Annotated in this window: 14 protein-coding genes; 10 read left to right on the plus strand and 4 right to left on the minus strand. The window is 39.4% G+C overall.

Features of this window, described 5'->3' with window-relative positions; translation table 11 throughout:
- Positions 1 to 38: 38 nt before the first annotated feature.
- A complete protein-coding gene (locus A3K93_RS04420; RefSeq protein WP_067729303.1) occupies positions 39 to 2,663 on the minus strand; it encodes a Lon protease family protein in 2,625 nt (874 codons plus the stop codon).
- 192 nt (positions 2,664 to 2,855) lie between these two features.
- Here A3K93_RS04420 and A3K93_RS04425 point away from each other — a divergent pair, with 192 nt between their 5' ends.
- The 4 genes from A3K93_RS04425 to rpmE all read left to right on the plus strand — a co-directional run bounded on the left by A3K93_RS04425 (position 2,856) and on the right by rpmE (position 6,962).
- The gene (locus tag A3K93_RS04425; RefSeq protein WP_067731668.1) at positions 2,856 to 5,024 is read left to right on the plus strand and encodes an AmpG family muropeptide MFS transporter; all 2,169 of its coding nucleotides are present in this window, start codon (positions 2,856 to 2,858) and stop codon (positions 5,022 to 5,024) included.
- 1 nt (position 5,025) lies between these two features.
- Entirely contained in the window at positions 5,026 to 5,427 is a 402-nt protein-coding gene (gene gloA / locus A3K93_RS04430) for a lactoylglutathione lyase (protein WP_067729305.1), read from the plus strand.
- Positions 5,428 to 5,560: 133 nt separating this feature from the next.
- Positions 5,561 to 6,541: a bile acid:sodium symporter family protein gene (locus A3K93_RS04435; protein ID WP_067729307.1), complete on the plus strand. Its 981-nt coding sequence runs from the start codon at positions 5,561 to 5,563 to the stop codon at positions 6,539 to 6,541.
- Between the two features lie 196 nt (positions 6,542 to 6,737).
- Positions 6,738 to 6,962: a 50S ribosomal protein L31 gene (gene rpmE / locus A3K93_RS04440; RefSeq protein ID WP_067729309.1), complete on the plus strand. Its 225-nt coding sequence runs from the start codon at positions 6,738 to 6,740 to the stop codon at positions 6,960 to 6,962.
- Between the two features lie 91 nt (positions 6,963 to 7,053).
- On the opposite strand, the gene A3K93_RS04445 is transcribed toward rpmE, so the two are convergent.
- From A3K93_RS04445 to epmB, 3 genes are read right to left on the minus strand one after another with little or no spacing between them, the layout of a single operon-like run.
- Positions 7,054 to 9,210, minus strand: coding sequence for an EAL domain-containing protein (locus A3K93_RS04445; protein ID WP_067729311.1), 2,157 nt, complete (start codon positions 9,208 to 9,210; stop codon positions 7,054 to 7,056).
- Positions 9,192 to 10,937, minus strand: coding sequence for a GTPase (locus A3K93_RS04450; RefSeq protein ID WP_067729313.1), 1,746 nt, complete (start codon positions 10,935 to 10,937; stop codon positions 9,192 to 9,194). The genes A3K93_RS04445 and A3K93_RS04450 overlap by 19 nt, the downstream gene beginning before the upstream one ends.
- A gap of 9 nt (positions 10,938 to 10,946) precedes the next feature.
- Positions 10,947 to 11,969, minus strand: a complete 1,023-nt coding sequence (gene epmB, locus A3K93_RS04455) for an EF-P beta-lysylation protein EpmB (protein ID WP_067729316.1) — start codon at positions 11,967 to 11,969, stop codon at positions 10,947 to 10,949.
- Between the two features lie 386 nt (positions 11,970 to 12,355).
- Here epmB and efp point away from each other — a divergent pair, with 386 nt between their 5' ends.
- The 6 genes from efp to A3K93_RS04485 all read left to right on the plus strand — a co-directional run bounded on the left by efp (position 12,356) and on the right by A3K93_RS04485 (position 18,416).
- Complete coding sequence (efp, locus tag A3K93_RS04460) at positions 12,356 to 12,925, plus strand: elongation factor P (protein WP_067729318.1); 570 nt, start codon at positions 12,356 to 12,358, stop codon at positions 12,923 to 12,925.
- A gap of 170 nt (positions 12,926 to 13,095) precedes the next feature.
- Positions 13,096 to 15,195: a carbon starvation CstA family protein gene (locus A3K93_RS04465; protein ID WP_067729319.1), complete on the plus strand. Its 2,100-nt coding sequence runs from the start codon at positions 13,096 to 13,098 to the stop codon at positions 15,193 to 15,195.
- 7 nt (positions 15,196 to 15,202) lie between these two features.
- Positions 15,203 to 15,508 (plus strand): YbdD/YjiX family protein, encoded by a 306-nt coding sequence (locus A3K93_RS04470; protein WP_171255051.1) that lies wholly within the window; start codon positions 15,203 to 15,205, stop codon positions 15,506 to 15,508.
- Positions 15,509 to 15,619: 111 nt separating this feature from the next.
- Positions 15,620 to 16,507: a DUF6236 family protein gene (locus A3K93_RS04475; protein ID WP_067729323.1), complete on the plus strand. Its 888-nt coding sequence runs from the start codon at positions 15,620 to 15,622 to the stop codon at positions 16,505 to 16,507.
- Positions 16,508 to 16,536: 29 nt separating this feature from the next.
- The gene (locus A3K93_RS04480) at positions 16,537 to 17,499 is read left to right on the plus strand and encodes an AAA family ATPase (protein WP_227509879.1); all 963 of its coding nucleotides are present in this window, start codon (positions 16,537 to 16,539) and stop codon (positions 17,497 to 17,499) included.
- An 11-nt stretch (positions 17,500 to 17,510) separates the two neighbouring features.
- Complete coding sequence (locus A3K93_RS04485) at positions 17,511 to 18,416, plus strand: DUF58 domain-containing protein (protein ID WP_067729325.1); 906 nt, start codon at positions 17,511 to 17,513, stop codon at positions 18,414 to 18,416.

The following is an 18,416-nucleotide window of genomic DNA, read 5'->3' on the forward strand; positions in this document are numbered from 1 at the left end:
AGCGCTTTTTTTGTGTCTGGATAAAAGAACAACAGAATTTAATCCTGTTGTTCAGGTGTTTCAGCTTCGGTATTTACTGATTCTGGTGAATTTTCAGCCTGTTCCTTCTTTTTTTTATCTTTTTTCTTCTTCTTTTTTTTCTTTTTCTTTGGCTCTTCCTCCTCAAGTTCAGCGCCGTCTTCTATGGCTTGCCAGTATTCAAGCTGTTCCATCACCGCAGCAAAGATCGAATTTTTGGTATAGCGACCTTTCTTGTCCATAGTCCCGACAGGGCGTGCCATCAGAATTTCTAGTGCTTGAGCAATGTTGTCAATGGCATGAATATGGAATTGACCGGCTTCTACAGCAGCAATCACATCCTTACGTAACATCAAATGTTGCATGTTATGACGTGGAATAATCACACCTTGTTTGCCAGTTAAGCCTTGTAGCTTACACGCATCATAGAAGCCTTCAATTTTGGCATTGACGCCACCGATTGGTTGGACTTGACCCAATTGGTTCATCGAACCTGTAATTGCCCAAGATTGATCAATTGGTAGTTGGCTGATTGCTGAAATAAGCGCTGAAAGTTCGGCAACTGTTGCGCTATCACCATCGACTTGACCGTAGCTTTGTTCAAAAGCGAGGGCAGCAGAGAAGTGCAATGTTTGTTCACGACCAAAATGCGCCTTTAAGAACGATGACATAAGAAGCACGCCTTTAGCATGCAATGAGCCACCAAGTTCTACACTGCGCTCAATATCGAGAATATCGCCGCCGCCTTGATAAACCGATGCTGTTAAGCGTGATGGCATACCAAACTCAACATCTGCATAATGAATCACAGAGAGGGCATTAATCTGTCCCAAACGATGACCACGTGTTTCAATCAGCTGAGTACCACGTGTTAAATCTTGCCAGTAAAGCTCACGTAAATAACCTAAACGATATTTACGGTGATCGAGTGCCGTATTGATATGTTGCTCGGTCACCATTTTATCGCCAGCTTTAAACGCATGATGATGTGCTTCACGGATCAAATCACCCAAAGTTAGGGCATGTAATGACAATGAACTTTGATCTTCCGCTTGACGGCTAGAATCTGTAAGGAGAGCTGCAAGTGCTGAACGATCAAATGGTAAAAGTTTGTCAGATTGCACATAGTCGGCAATCAACTGCATGTAGGCTTGTTCATTTATGTCATTACGTTGTAATGTATCTGTAAAGTCAGCACGGATTTTAAAGATGCTGCCAAGCTCAGGCTCTAATTCCAAAATATCATAATAAATATCAGGTTCTGCAAGCAGCACAACCTTGATATTTAAAGGAATTGCAGCTGGTTCAATTGAAATACTGCCTGTTAAAGTCAGCATATGCTCAAGTGATGACAGTTTAAGATGACCAGATTTTAAGGCACGTTTTAAACCTTGCCATGCGTAGGGCTGTTCAAGTAATTGTTCCGCTTCAAGCATCAAATAACCGCCATTGGCTTTATGCAATGAACCTGGGCGGATTAAGGTAAAGTCAGTGGTAATGGTGCCATTTTGAGTAAGTTGCTCTACATGACCCAACAAATTGTAATGTGTTGGGAAATCTTCAAAAATTACAGGCGCACCGCTATTCGGTTTGTTGGTCACAATGACATTAGCCTGATAGCGTGATGGCACACGGCTAAATAGCGCAGGCGTAAAATCATCTTCTTCTTGTTCAAGTACAATTTCAACATTGTTAATAATGTCTTCGGCATAATACTGAAGATATTCTTTTAATCCTTCAACGGTTTTAAATTTCGATAGAATTTGCTCAACTCGTGGCATCACCACTTGTTTAGCAATATCTCGATTTAAAAGCTGGACTTGATCTCGCGCATCATCTTCCAAGTCTCCTAAGTGCAGCCCAAGACGCTCAAGTTTTTTGTCCATATAACGCATATTGGATGCGATTTCTGAACGATCCTTATTGCTTAGTGCATTTAGATCTTCTTGAGTCATTTCAATGAGCTTGTCACCTTTTAAATGGACGGGCACAAAAGTATGTTCTTCATTACGAGTGACAAGTTTAAGCTGATATTCTTCACCTTCACGGGTCAGTTCAATCAAGGCTTGTTGTTGCTCATCGCCAGTTTGCTGACGAATGAGTTCAATACGATTGTGATAGCTTTCTGCGGTAAAGCGTCGCTCAAGTTGCTTTAAAATGGTTTGCCAGCTTTGATGCAGCAAAGCTTGGAATTTTGGACCTTGACCTGCGGGAAGTTCAAGAGCGAGCGGTTGACGCTGATTTTTAAAATTATTGACGTAAACCCAGTCATTCGGTGTAGTAATAGTTTTGGCATGTTGTTGCAGTAAACGCTTCACCATGGTGCGCTTACCTAAGCCTGCTGTACCCACTGCGAAAATGTTGTAGCCTGAGTAAGGCAGTGCAATACCTGCTTCAACTGAAGCACGTGCACGATCCTGACCTAAGAAATTATTCAGCGGCTTGATACGTTTGGTTGAAGCCGGAATGTTATCGAGGTCTGGAATTCGTGTCAGTTGTGCTGATTTTAACCGTGTATGATCAAGTGTCGCTTGAATATCGCTGGTTTCAGGTGAACTATTCGCTTGTATTTTACTGTCAATGTCGGCAGTTGTTATTGTGGTATTGGCCAAAGAAGAATTCATCTGATCGAGTTTTTGCGTCACTATTGAAGTCCAAAACGAAATATTACGTTGATAGTTTAAGGTATACAGAATTACTTGAAAAATTCAAGCCAACATCTGAGATTTGGCTCAAAATAAACAATCCTGATCGATAAACTGATAAATTTTATTGAAAGATACGTTATTAAAGGATTGAATAGCAGCTATTGGTTTTTTGCGGAAAATAATAAAGCAATGACAACACAAACGACGGGTTGGAAGTCCGCATTTACAGCATTTTTAGATCGACGTGCGTTAATTATGCTGTTTTTGGGCTTTTCGGCAGGTATACCGATTCTCCTGATCTTCTCTAGTCTATCACTTTGGTTAGGTGAGGCGGGCATTAGTAAAAGTGCTGTAACATTTTTTAGTTGGGCAGCACTAGGTTATTCCTTCAAATTTGTATGGGCACCTTTAATTGATGAGCTTCCTGTACCATTTCTGACCAAAGCATTAGGACGTCGTCGGGCTTGGTTGCTCATTGCGCAAATCCTGATTATTGCTGCCATTTCCATTATGGCATTGTCTGATCCTGCATTAGGACAGGCGCATATCCAGCAGATGGCGCTTGGGGCAGTATTACTTGGCTTCTCGGCGGCAACCCAAGATATTGTGATTGATGCGTATCGTATTGAACTTGCGGAAACCCAAATGCAGACTGTGTTGGCATCGACTTATAATGCAGGCTATCGCATCGGAATGATCGTGGCGGGGGCAGGTGCACTGTTTTTGGCTGCATATTTAGGCACAGCCAAAGGTAACTATATCTATGATGCGTGGAAGTGGACGTATCTAGCCATGGCTGCGGTCATGCTGGTCGGTGTCATCACCACCTTATGTATTCGGGAACCTCAAGTTGACCGTGTCGAAAAGCATTATAAACGGACAGATTACTACCGTTTAGTTGCTGTATTTTTTGTTTCCGTGCTGAGCTTCGTGGCGAGTTATATTTACTCAGGCAATTTGGTTGCTACGCTAACGGAAAGTTTTGCAATCAAAGATACATTTGCCTTATTTGGTCTTGAAAGTATTCGCTTTATTGGTTCAGGTGCAGTTGCGTTTTTAGTGGGTTCAAGTTTAGTCAAATTTGGTGCTGTGAATAAACAGATGGCCTATGAAACTTGGGTCAATCCTGTTGCCGATTTCTTTAAGCGCTATGGTATTAAACTCGCATTCGTGTTGTTGCTCTTAATCGGATTCTATCGCGTGTCTGACATTATCGCAGGTGTGATTTCTAATGTGTTCTACCAAGATTTAAACTTCAGTAAAGAACAAATTGCTGAAGCGGTCAAAGTCTACGGGGTGATTTTCTCACTTTTAGGTGGCTTCTTAGGTGGTCTACTTGCGCAAAAAATGAATATCATGAAATTGATGTTTGTGGGTGCAGTTTTGGCCTGTTCAACCAATCTGATTTTTATTGGTTTAGTAAAATCTGGTCAAACACTGAATCCTGTTCAAGTTAAAGTTGGCAGCCATAGTTATTATGCAACTACTGATGAAGTGGGTTATTGGAAAACTCAGGTTCCGCAAAATGTGCTTGCACAAAATAAACAGCTGAATGTCACTGTGGGATATGCAGATGCAGCGACTGCAACTCAAGCACCGATTACTTTAAATATGCCGTATTTGGTCAATCAGGATCATCAAACACAGCTGCAGATTCTTCCAATTACCAGTGATAATACGTTGACCTTGAGCGAACATGATTTAAGTCTAGTGATACGTGGGCAATATATTGGTCAAGCACTGAATGAAAATCAAAAGATTGTGTTTGAACTCAATGATGAAAGTTTTGATGCCAAACTCGAGGACAATGGCGTATTTACCGCTGCGATTCCTGGACAGAAACTTAAAAGTGCGCCAACGCATTTAATCACTGCTGTATTAATGCAAAACGGACGTGTCTTGCAACAAACCACGCATGCATATCAAGTCAATGATCATCTAACAACATCAGCTGATTTGGATGTCGATATTCAGCCATTAGTACCGATTGATCGCAACAAAACAGAGATGGTCGACGTCAGTGGTAAAGTGATTCAATCTTATAGTAAAGCATGGCTATACTTCGCAATTATTGTTGATAATTTGGCGGCAGGTTTAGCAGGGGCTGCGTTTATTGCATTCTTATCGAGTTTGACCAGCGTTTCATTTACCGCGGTACAATATGCGATTTTTAGCTCACTTATGACATTAACCCCTAAGATTTTAGGCGGTTATTCGGGTACTATAGTGACCAATATTGGTTATCCAAAATTCTTCCTGATGACCACTTTGATTGGTATTCCAATTCTGATTTTAGTGGTTTGGGTGGCAAAGCTTTTGGGTAAACATCAACGTCAATCGATTCAAAAAGGTGAATAATATGCGCATGCTGCATACCATGTTACGTGTAGGCAATTTAGAACAATCTTTGAAGTTCTATACTGAAGTGCTTGGTATGACTTTACTTCGTAAACGTGATTATGAAGAAGGTCGTTTTACTTTAGCATTTGTGGGTTATGGTGAAGAAGATACGCATACCGTGATCGAATTGACACATAACTGGGATACAACTAGCTATGACCTAGGTAATGGTTATGGTCATATTGCACTTGCGGTAGATGATGCTTATAAAGCATGTGAAGAAATTAAAGCACGTGGCGGTAAAGTTGTACGTGAAGCGGGTCCAATGAAAGGTGGTGTGACTGTCATTGCTTTTGTTGAAGATCCAGATGGTTATAAAATTGAATTGATTCAACAAGACCAAAATGCACGTAATAACTAAGGAATAGTTTAGATTTAATGCTGAGGATTTTTCAGCTGATGCATTAAATCTTATCATCCTTATCGGTGCCCGGAATCTGCTATGATGCCCGGGCATTTTTGTACTTATAAAAAAGATCGAGGGTAAATCTTATATGCTTAAGCTGTTGGCGTTAGACCGTTTTACGATTTTATTATTCTTAATGGTGATACTGGCGAGTATATTTCCAGTCTCAGGTCAGGCAGCTCAAGGCTTTAGTATTGTCACAACAGTTGCCATTGCGATTTTATTTTTTTTACATGGTGCCAAGCTTTCGCGTGAAGCGGTTATTGAAGGTTTAACGCACTGGAAATTGCATAGTCTAGTTTTTGCTTTTACCTTTGCATTATTCCCGATTTTAGGACTACTTGCGAAACCACTTTTGTTGCCAATGCTTGGACAGGAACTCTATTGGGGTTTCTTGTTTATGTGTTTTTTACCCTCAACCGTACAATCTTCCATTGCTTTTACCTCAGTGGCTCACGGCAATGTCGCAGGGGCAGTGTGTAGTGCTTCTTTTTCCAATATTATCGGCATGTTTATTACGCCAGTCTTAGTTGCTTTTTTTATTTTGGAACAATCTCAGCACGGTTTTGACCCGACGTCTTCAATTATTCAAATTACCTTATTGCTGCTTGTGCCTTTTATTTTAGGGCAGATATTACGACCTTGGGTTTTTCCTCAAATGAAGAAAATGCCAAAGATTGTCAAAGTATTCGATCAAGGTTCAATTTTGATGGTGGTGTATGGTGCTTTTAGTAGTGCCGTGGTCGCAGGTCTTTGGCATCAAGTCAGTCTAACAACATTACTATTATTAATCTTAGTGTGTTCAGTATTGTTGACCGTCGTCATGCTCACTGCCTTATATTTACCTCGATTTATGGGCTTTAATACAGCTGATCAAAAAACCATTTTTTTCTGTGGCTCTAAGAAAACTTTGGCAAGCGGTGTGCCCATGGCGCAGATTTTATTTATTGGTCAACCTTTAGGTATGATTGTGTTACCGATTATGATTTTTCATCAAATTCAATTGATGGTCTGTGGAATCATTGCCAACTATTGGGCAAAACAATCTGAAATAACTGCTCAAGAATAAGTTCGCAAATCAGAAATCTTTCGCGTATAATACAGCCCACTTGTTGTGCTTAGCTCTGACGGTATCCGTCTCGGTGGGCCAAAAGAATGGTCTGTTATGGTGTTGATCTGCTGAATCTCAGCTTTCCTCATTGATTTAATGAGAGTGATCAATTGCGATGACAGCTAAACCTTCTTAATCTAATGGAGAATCGACCATGCGCGCCGATATTCACCCAAAATACGAAAAAGTTGTTGCTACTTGTTCATGTGGTAACGTAATCGAAACTCGTTCAGCTCTTGGTAAAGAAACTATCTACCTAGACGTATGTTCAGCTTGCCACCCATTCTACACTGGTAAGCAAAAGAACGTTGACACGGGCGGTCGTATCGACAAGTTCAAACAACGTTTTGCTGGTATGTCACGTTCTGTTAAACGTTAATACCCAAAATGAAGAAAACGGGCTTTATGCCCGTTTTTTTTGTGCCTGTGATTTACTGTCACCGAAGTCACAGCAAATCAGTTTATCTCAATTAGTGTTCTTGAATATCAATGAGTTGATCCAACGGTTTTTGGAAATAAGCCCCTTGGATATAACGCACATCAACATTCCAAGCATTCGCGAACAATGTCATATCATCTAATTCACGCAGCATGATATTGATGGTCTTAATTTCGTTAAACTTAGTGATTTTTTCCTGAAGCTCTTGTGCTTCAGCTTCATTTTTTAACATGGTTGTTAATTTTTGATGAAGCGTCAAACCATTGATGTCTAAATCTTTCAACAACATTTCGCTATACATCGAATAACCAAAGTCGCGGATAGAAACACGTGCGCCATGATCACGTAAAATGCGGATATATTTCTGCGCATCTTCACGATTCATCAATAGATCTTCTTCAGCAAATTGCAGTGTTAAAGGATGATCCAATTGACTGCGAATAATCGTAATCAGTTTTGAAATAAACTCAGGGAAAGTACGATCATTAAACAGAACAGCTTTGTTTAAATTAACAATTAAACGTGCTTGAGGGTATTGGGTAATAAAGTTATGCAATTGCTTACATGATTCAACCAAAATCCAGCGATCCAGCTTAATTGATAATTCATCATCTTCTGCCAAGTCACGCAAGCTTGAAATGTCATGCCATTTATTTTCATAAATGAAGCCGCTTGTCACTTCATACACGTATAAATCAGAGTCTTCTTTGTCGTAAAGCTGTTGATACTTGAGATGAATCTCACCACGTTCTAAGCACTGACGTAAAGCAAAGAGGATTGAAACTGGGCTGGTCGGTAGAATTGACGATGTCGTCGTCGGTGCAGGGGTAGCTGTAATTGGTTGATCAGACACGCTGAAATCAATACTAGGCTGCACTGTATTTTGTACTGATGTTGGAATGTCTAAGCTAAACTCATGGCTTGCTGTATCTTGTGGAAGTGCGGTACTAAAAGCTGTATTTACATATTGATTGAGATGATCATCATCACGCAAATCGCTATCAAGAATGGTATAACCCATACGTAGTTGTAATGGGTAGCTATTGTTATTGATGTTCAAGAGTTGCGGTTTAGCTAAAGTGCCTAAGCTGATGAGTTTAGAATTCAGCACTTCTTTAGAGTCAGCTTGGAAAAGACCGACATAAGCCTGATCATCAAACTTAAACAGCGGTACATGAGTTTGTTCTTTAAGGAAGGTTTTGATCGCTTTAAAGTATTGAGTATAGATCGACCAATTTGAGTTCAGTACGCTTGAATCGATATTAGCAAGGGTAAAGAGTACCAAGGCATTGACAGGTGCAGACTCTTTACTTATTTCACGCTTAATTTGCTGCGCAGTACTTACTTTGCCTGTTTTTTCAGTTGGGGCATTTTGCGCTACTGCATTCGCAGTTTCAATGGTGATTTGAATAGCATCTTCATCTACATTTGATGCTAAAAATTCAATTTTTAAAGGATTGGGTTGACTCAGAGATGGATTATTACTGCAAACTTCCAAGCCACCTAAATCAAATTGACCTTGAGAGGCTTTTTTTAGACGGGTCTTAAACTCGTTTAAGTTCTCAGGTTGAATCACATCAAGAAGTGGTAAGCCGATAATGTCATCACCTGAAGTAATGCCAAAAAGTTTTAAATAGTCATCGTTGGCTTCAAGATGAATCCCTTCTTGAATCACCGCTACTGCTTTATGACTTTCATCGACTAATACTTGAGCTTGGCTCTGTGCTGTTTCAAGTTCATCCATCAAATGCTGTTGCGTTTGTACCATACGGCTAAAAGATAAGGCACGAACCAAGCCAACATAAAAACGCTCAGGGAAATCTAAGTTAAGGATGTCATAAATGCCCTTATGTACATAAGTCGCATATTGCTCAGCCTGATAATCATCTGGTTTTAATAGGATGATCGGTAAATTCGGCTGATTTGAAAGACGAACAATACTTAAGGCTTGTTCATATTTAAGGTCATAAGCGCGACCAAAAATAATCAAATCCCAATGAAAATTAAGCTGTTTTTCAAAGTTTTGTAAGTCATCAAGTAAGATCGCATCCACTTGATATTCATTTGAAGTTAAAAGATCCTGAATTTGATTAAATCTAATCTGATTATCATCAATAATGAGTAAACGTGTTTCGGTACGTTTTAACTTTTTGGACAATAATGGATTTCTCACTTCAATGCTTCCCATAAATCATTATTTCGAATTTCATTCATTTGTTTATTGATAAAGTTCTGTACGATCGGTTCTTCTTGATCGTTAAGCAGTTCATAATCGAAGCGCATAAAACTTTGAGTAATGAGCTGAGCTTTGGTCAGATAGATTTTGATTTCATGTTGACCTAAACGTAAATGAATGGTTTGTTTTTCCTTAAACAAATGCACGCCTGAAACAATAATACTTATTGAAATTTGGTCCAATTGTGTCGTTTGTACCAATAGTGCGGGTTGAGGATATAAATTCTTTTCAGAACGGGTATAGACAGCACAAGGGAATAGCTCTTGCGCCAAGATTTCTAAACCAAGTTCTAAACTTTTTTCAGCTGATTGTTTAATCCAGCGAATGACACCACCGCGCCATTGGCTTTGGGCATTTTCTTGCACCAAAATAAATTCGCCCGTTTTTAAATTCACAGGTGTCGCACCTGTCCATTTAATGCGATAACCATTTACGCTAATGTCTAAAACTTCAGCCTGATGAATTTGTTTCGCTTCACGGTCTAGGGCTTTAATATTACTAAATGCACTAGGCAGAGCAGCTTGTGTCGAGCTGACAAAACTGGATTCCGATTGGACATTAAAGTTGGTTTCGACAATATCCAACGTTTCTTTAAAATTTTTCCCTTTCGATAGGTAAAAATGCGCCACACCTAAACCAAAACAAATATTGATCTGTGCCGAATACTCATAGCGTTCATGGCGACGCTCAGCAGTAGTCGACAATAAAGTATGTAAATGGAAATGTAGTGCAGGGGTTAAAAACAGCTTTTCATTGCGACTTAAATTATGGTTGTTTTTAGATTGTGCAGTCGCTATATGCTCCATTAAATTTTGTGTTGAGATAAAGATATTGGCTTGGAAATGTGAAGCTTGGCGCGTATTAAATAAAGGTGGATGATCTTTACTTGTATCCACTACATAGCGGGAAACTGTGGTTTCTTTTGGTAAAATATGGATCAATTTCGCCCATTCAAAGCTACATAAGAATAAGCCTTGAATCTCCGCAGGGCGGATTTGATGGGTATTAAAGATTTCAAGAATAATCAACTGAGCATAGGCTTGTGAAATATTTTGAATATCGTGCTGCGTACCAAGGACTTGATTAATATTGCTCAAATAGAAATTATTTTCTATCGCGCATTCAATTAATTGGTGTGCAGCGAGCCACTGTCCCATTACAGGTGAGCTATACAACATATGTTGTTGATAGAGCAATAAGCTCAGCTGTTGTAGCGCATAGTAAATCGACACCATACGTGCGGTTTCTAAGCGTTTTTTCAAGCTAAGCTTAAAAATTGAAAACTTGTGTTCGTTGAGTTGCTGCTGGCAACGTTTCGCAATATCGATATAGATTTTGGCAAAGTGACTGCGTAGCAGCATTGCCAATTCTATGATTTGGTCATTACGATCCGTAGTGATCAAGCCTTGATTGACAAAGTGCTTTTCGAGGCTGGTTAAAACATTTTCAAGTGTCGGGTGTAAGACTTGAATCAGGTCAAACCGCAACGTTTCATCACAATCAAGTTCAGCAATTTCTAACAGAGCACTAAATAAAGATTTAGATGATGTCCCTAATTGCAAAATCGAGATGCTTGAAACCCATTCTTGAAGTGCTTTTGCATTGGTCTGGCAAAAGCTGAGTTGAGCGAGTTTCTTTTCCGTCGGCGTCTGAAAAATATCTGAAGTATGCTTGCTCATCTTTATTATTTAACTCAAAAATGTTGAAACCCCAAAAAGCGGTGTCTTATTTTTTTCGCCCGCAATTTCCCGAACTAATTTAGGAACCAAATACCCCGGTAGATTCGCTAAAAGCTCTGTATAAATTTCATTGATTCGATCAGGATCGAGATCAAAATGATGTGCACCTTTCACTTTATCAAGTACATGTAAATAATATGGCATCACACCCGCATCAAATAAACGATAGCTTAAATTGGTTAAAACCTCAGCAGAATCATTTACCCCAGCCAATAATACAGCTTGGTTTAACACCGTGATTTTGTGTTCAGATAACTGCGACAGTTTAGAACAAGTAAAATCATCAAGTTCTGATGCGTGATTTGAGTGTACCACTAGAATAATACGTAGCCTACTGTTTTTTAACATGCTGATAAGCTCTTCGTCGATTCGATTTGGAATCACGATAGGCACGCGTGAATGGATTCGTAAGTATTTTAGCTGCGGTAAAGTTTCTAAACGCTCTAACCAAACTTTGAGTTTTCGGTTTGATAAAGTTAGTGGATCGCCGCCACTTAAAATCACTTCATTAATATCAGGCTGAGATTCAATGTATTCTTTGATATTGAGCCAATCATCCGATTTAGGCAGGTTTTCCTGATAGGGAAAGTGGCGACGGAAGCAATATCGACAATGTACCGCACATGCACCAGTTAAAGTCAAAAGGAAGCGGGATTTGTATTTATGTAAAACACCAGGCTGCTGATTGGCTTGTTCTTCTCCCAATGGGTCGGTGACAAACCCAGGATGATCTTCTAGTTCTAAGTGGTGAGGAAGCACTTGGAGCAATAAAGGGTCTAAAGCATTGCCGATTTGCATTTTTCCGACGAATGCACGAGGCACGCGTAATTTAAATTGTTCAATGGCTAAAATAGCCCCAGACAGTAGGTCATTTTCAGAGAGCGCTAATAGTGAAAGTAATTCTTTAGGGTCGGTGACTAAATCGCTAAGTTGAGATTGCCAATTTTGCTCTTGAAATAAATACTGTGTCATGCCAAATCTTTAATATGAAGGATAATGCAAATCATTGCTGAGTCTTATTATTTTAACAGATATGTCGCGTAAGCTGTATTTTAGCTGTAGGCGACGTAAAGAGTTCAGAATATTATTTTTGATTCAGCCAACTAAAAACAAAAAATCACAATATCAGGCTTATTTTCACCCTAAAATTTTAGATGTATGAACGTTAGTTAGTCAGCTTGCTGCTGTTAAAGAAGAATTTTTCATTGCGGCATAGTGTATTGCTCATTTAGAATACGCCTCATCAAATGAATGTGCATGCGGCAATATAATGTTGGCATCATTTCGACTAATGAATGACGACCCGACAGCCCATCGCATGTATAGATTAAAGTTAGTAAGTTTGGAGTGAGCCAATCATGGCCTATTATTCAACGAACGAATTCAAGTCTGGCCTTAAGGTTATGCTTGATGGTAACCCATGTTCAATCATGGAAAACGAATACGTTAAACCAGGTAAAGGCCAAGCGTTCAACCGTGTTAAATTACGTAACCTAAAAACTGGTAAAGTTTTAGAAAAAACGTTCAAATCAGGTGATTCTTTAGAAGCTGCTGACATCGTAGAAGTAGAAATGAACTACTTGTATAACGATGGTGAAATGTGGAACTTCATGGATCCTGAATCATTCGAACAAATCGCTGCAGACAAAACTGCAATGGGCGATGCTGCGAAATGGTTAAAAGACGACTCTAACGAACTTTGCACAATTATGCTTTGGAACGGTGTTCCACTAAGCGTTAGCGCACCAAACTTCGTTGTATTAAAAATCGTTGAAACTGATCCAGGTGTTCGTGGTGATACTTCTGGCGGTGGCGGTAAACCAGCTAAACTTGAAACTGGCGCAGTTGTACGTGTTCCTTTATTCGTACAGCAAGAAGAAAGCGTTCGTGTAGATACTCGTACTGGTGACTACCTAGAACGTGCATAATGGTTTAAAAATAAACTATTATGGAAAGGGATGATACAAATCATCCCTTTTTTTATGCCAAAGTCTTAGAGGAAAATAACGAGAACAAGGGTAAAGTCGCAAGGGAAAACAGCAGTACCTCGAATAAAAAACAAATGCTGATTGAAATGCAATAGATATGAGGGATTGAAATGGAAACAATACAGCGGAAGTCAACGATGACTTCAAAAATGATTTGGCTGCTTGTCGCGATTGTCGGCGCCGTTTCATTTGGAATCTTGGCACTGAGTCGTGGAGAAAGTGTCAATGCAATCTGGTTAGTGCTTGCAGCAGCCTGTATTTACAGTATTGCTTATCGCTTCTACAGTTTATTTATCGCAGAAAAAGTTTTTGAATTAAACGAACGCCGTCTTACACCTGCACATCGCTTAACCGATGGTCTGGATTATGTACCGACCAATAAAAGTGTACTGTTTGGACATCACTTTGCAGCGATTGCAGGCGCAGGTCCACTTGTTGGTCCAATCCTAGCAGCGCAAATGGGTTATTTGCCAGGTACGATTTGGCTTCTTGTGGGTGTTGTTCTTGCCGGTGCCGTACAAGACTTTTTAGTCCTGTTTATATCAACCCGTCGAGAAGGTCGTTCACTTGGTGAAATGGCGAAGCAAGAGCTAGGTTCATTTGCTGGTGTGATCGTGATGCTAGGTGCATTAGGCGTGATGATCATCATCCTTGCTGTACTTGCACTGGTGGTTGTGAAAGCGCTAACAAATAGTCCTTGGGGTGTGTTTAGTATTGCAGCGACTATTCCAATTGCGATCTTCATGGGTGTCTACATGCGTTTTATCCGTCCGGGTAAAATAGCAGAAGTGTCGATCATTGGTTTCGTGTTGATGATGCTTGGCATTATCTACGGTGAAAATATTGCACAGCACCCGTATTGGGGACCATTCTTTACCTTGACAGGTACAGAGCTGACTTGGGCATTAATCATTTACGGATTTATTGCATCTGTTCTACCAGTTTGGTTGCTTCTTGCACCGCGTGATTATCTATCTACATTCTTAAAAATTGGAGTGATTGCCGGTCTTGCGCTTGGTATTGTATTTGCAATGCCAGAAATGCAATTACCAGCATTAACTAAATTCGTTGATGGTACAGGTCCTGTCTTTGCAGGTTCAATGTTCCCATTCCTATTTATTACCATTGCCTGTGGTGCGATTTCAGGTTTCCATGCTTTGGTATCTTCAGGAACAACGCCTAAGTTGGTCAATAACGAAAAAGACATTCGTATGATCGGTTACGGTGGTATGTTGATGGAGTCTTTCGTTGCGATCATGGCTTTAATCTGTGCTGCGGTACTTGAGCCAGGTCTATACTTTGCCATTAACTCTCCAGCAGCGTTACTTGGCACAACAGCTGAATCAGCTGCCGAAGCCGTTCGTAATCTAGGTTTTGTCATTACACCTGAAACACTGACTTTAGTTGCAAAAGAAGTGGGTGAAAGTTCAATCCTGTCTCGTACAGGGGGTGCACCGACATTTGCAATTGGTATGGCACATATTATCTCTGAGATTTTCAATAGCCGTGCCATGATGTCATTCTGGTACCACTTCGCCATTCTTTTTGAAGCATTATTCATTTTAACTGCTGTGGATGCAGGTACACGTGCTTGCCGTTTCATGGTGCAAGATACTGTTGGTATCGTAATTCCAGCAGTGAAAAAATCGTCTTCATTTGTAGGTAACTTAATTGGTACAGCAGTTGCTGTTGCCGGTTGGGGCTTCTTCGTTTACCAAGGTGTGGTCGATCCACTTGGTGGTATTAACAGCTTGTGGCCGTTATTTGGTATTGGTAACCAAATTTTGGCAGCAATGGCACTGATTTTAGGTACCGTGATTCTGTTTAAAATGAAAAAAGAAAAATATGTTTGGGTGACTATTGTTCCAACTATTTTCTTATTCATTACTTCAATGACTGCGGGCTGGCAAAAGATTTTCCATGAAAACCCGAAAATTGGTTTCTTGGCACAATCTGAGCGTTTCAATAATGCCATTGCTAATAATGAAATTTTAGCGCCTGCTAAAACCATGGCAGAAATGCATACGGTTGCATTATCAAATCAGATTAATGCTGCACTTTGTGCATTCTTTATGATTGTTGCGATTGTGATGTTAATTGCATCGGTGAAAGTGGTTCGTCGTGCATTGGCAAACCCACAACCATCAGTGAATGAAGGCGAAGCAATCTATCGTGATCCTGCTGAGATTAAAGCTCAAGCACATCACTAAGGAGAAGATGATGAATCTTAAATTTGCAAAAAGTGGTAAAGCGGTGGTTTATAAAATCATCAAAATGACCGTGATGTCGCAAAAAGATTTAATTCTGAATCCGAAGAATTGGTCACGGATTGCAACATTGTGGCAACGTCTGCAACAAAGTTTCCGTTTAATGGTGGGTGTTCCAGATTATCAAACCTATTTGGAACATATGAAAAAGCATCATCCTGATTTGCAAGCCATGGATGCGAAGACGTTTTATCGCCACTGTGTGGATGCTCGTTATCCATCAGCAGGTGGAGAGATGAAGAAATGTCCTTGCTAGTGATTTGATTTTTAAAGAACGCCTTTCGGGGCGTTTTTTATTTTTAGATTGAATTTATCTTATGTGGATGATAGAGATAACATTTAAATATTAATCTTAAATTTAAAAAAGATGTCAAATATTATTCAGTTTAAAAAAAGAAAACTTCAACGAGGAATCGTAGCCCCAGCAGGAATAATGTCCATATCTGGTAGTTCATTGCATCTTGAACGAACTTATAACTTAGAAGATATTTATTATTATGTTATGTATTGGGATAGGATCTCTATCCCAACCTCAAATGCATTCTATTGTGGATTGCCTTTAGAAAAGGAATTATTTGCTACAGGAATGTTGGAACGGCCAAGTTTACCTATTGTGGGTACTGTAGACGTGGCACAACACACTCATTTTACTTTCGGCGAAGTCGCAAAAAATAAAATGAAAGATGATAGTTTAGATTGGATGATACACCATATGTCAGGGGATCCAATTTATTTACCTGAACATACAACTCAAAAAGAGTCAGTAAGATTAAAGATAACAAAGGCTTTGCCAATTCCATCTGTAAATGCAAAATTTTCGTTAGATGATCTTTTAAGTTTTAAAGTGAAGCGTTCTTCAGAATTAGAAGCTTTACATGAAACAATGGATAAACTTTTAAAAAAAATTCATTATGAGGAAATAGATGCAATTAGAAGATCTGAATTAATTAGATTCGAGAACGCTATTCAAGAGTTGGATAGAACTATTTTTGAAAGATTTAAAGTGTATAAAAAAAGTGATTTTGAGGTAAATCTAGATTTGAAAGGGGATGCACACTATGCATTAGCACTTAATGCACCGACATTGAGTTCAGCTTTACTAACGGATGAAATCCAATTAGCAACTTTGGTTCCAAGTATTATGTCACTATTTACTTTAACCAAAAAATATGGGGTTACATTCAATCAGTATAATCATGGAGATTTAAATTTAGAGTACCTTTCTAGTGCAAGATCAGAAAATATAATATTTTAAACAATATAAGAATTTTATAGGGGAATATTGTGATTTGGGGCATGAAACAAAAAGAAGATGACAAGTTACTACAGCAAAATGAAATTCTTCATCAAAAAGTGAATGCTTTTGCACCTCAAATTCAACATTTCCTCCAAGAGATTAATGCGATTGTTTTAGACAAAGAACAGCAAACGACGTTGGCATTGTGTTGTTTAATCGCTGGTGGTCATGTTCTATTTGAAGACCTTCCGGGCTTAGGTAAGACCACATTGGCGAGTAGTTTGGCACATCTTGCTGATTTAAAATTTCAACGCATTCAATTTACCAATGACATGCTTGCAAGTGATGTAATAGGCATCAATATGTTTAATCAGAAAGAGCATCAATTTGAGTTTAAGCAAGGTCCAATCTTTACCCAAATTTTATTGGCAGATGAAATTAACCGTTGCAGCCCTAAAACACAAAGTGCATTACTCGAAGCCATGGAAGAGGGCAATGTGACTGTTGATGGCACCCGATATGAGTTACCTAAGCCATTTTGGGTAATCGCAACTCAAAATCCATTATTTCAAAGTGGTACTTATGCCTTACCAGAGTCACAGTTAGACCGTTTTTTAATGCGTTTATCTTTGGGGTATCCATCGCGGCAAGCAGAGAAAATACTGCTACAACAGGAATCTCGATCAGCGCTCATTGCGACACTTAATCATGTGTTCCACGAACAAGATATTTTACAGCTGCAAGCAATAGTGCATGACATCTATGTCAGTGAGGTGATGCAGGACTATTTATTAGACCTTGCTGCAGAAACACGAAAAAAACGGCAAGGACTTTCTACGCGTGGATTGTTAGCGCTAAAGCGTGCTGCGCAAGCCCATGCTATTATCCAAAATCGTGCCTTTGTAACGCCTGATGATATTCAAGCTGTGTTTAGTGCAGTCACATCACATCGTATTGGATTGAATGACGCTGAAACATTACAACTGATGAAGCAAGTTGCCGTGAATTAAGGAGAAGGCATTTGCGGAACATTTGGCAAGGATGGTTAAAGAAGCGTTTCAGATTTCAGGATACTAAAACCTTAAAACAAAAAGATGTACTGATTTTTATTTATCAGCAGGGTTATCTATTTATTTTTTTAATCCTGATTACCTTTATTGCTGGCGTGAATTACGCCAATAATTTGATTTTAGGATTTTGTTTTCTGATTAGTGCAGTGCTGTGCATGAGCTTCTATTTAACCTTTAAGCAATTGCATGGCTTAGAGATAGAACTCGTTGCTGATGAATTGGGGCAAGTCGGGCAGTCCCTACATTTACAGCTTTATTTTAAACAAAAAAATATTCAGCCAAGATTTCTCTATATCGAATACGAAGATCAGCTTGAGAAAATTTATTTAAATGCCTTAGTTCAGCGTTGTGATATCAAAATATTGGCGAAGGAGCGTGGACTTTTTAAGTATCCTAATTTGAAAATTTATAGTGTTTATCCATTTGGACTCGTCCGTGCATGGACGTATCTATTTCATCATGCTCAAGCTTGGATTGCCCCTAAAGCGGAAATGAATGATATAGAACATCATCAAGCGAGCGATCATTTTCATGCAGATATGGACGAATATCGAGAACTGCGAAATTATCAGTTAGGAGATTCATTGCAAGCAGTGTCTTGGAAACAAGTGGCGCGTGGGCAGGGCTTATATATTAAGGTGTTCGAACAGCATCAGGATGATCATCGTGTGGAGATCGACTATGCGTATATGCCGAGTCAATCGCATGAGCTGATTTTACAACAGATGATGGGGGTGATTGAGCGTTGTGAACAGCAAAATATTGAATATAAGCTGATTTTACCAAAAGCTGAATTGGATTATGCTTGCGGTGAACAGCAGCTCAACAAAGCCAAATTATTGCTTGCGCAGGCTTGA

It is taken from the genome of Acinetobacter sp. NCu2D-2 (assembly GCF_001647675.1).
Classification (GTDB): Bacteria; Pseudomonadota; Gammaproteobacteria; order Pseudomonadales; family Moraxellaceae; genus Acinetobacter.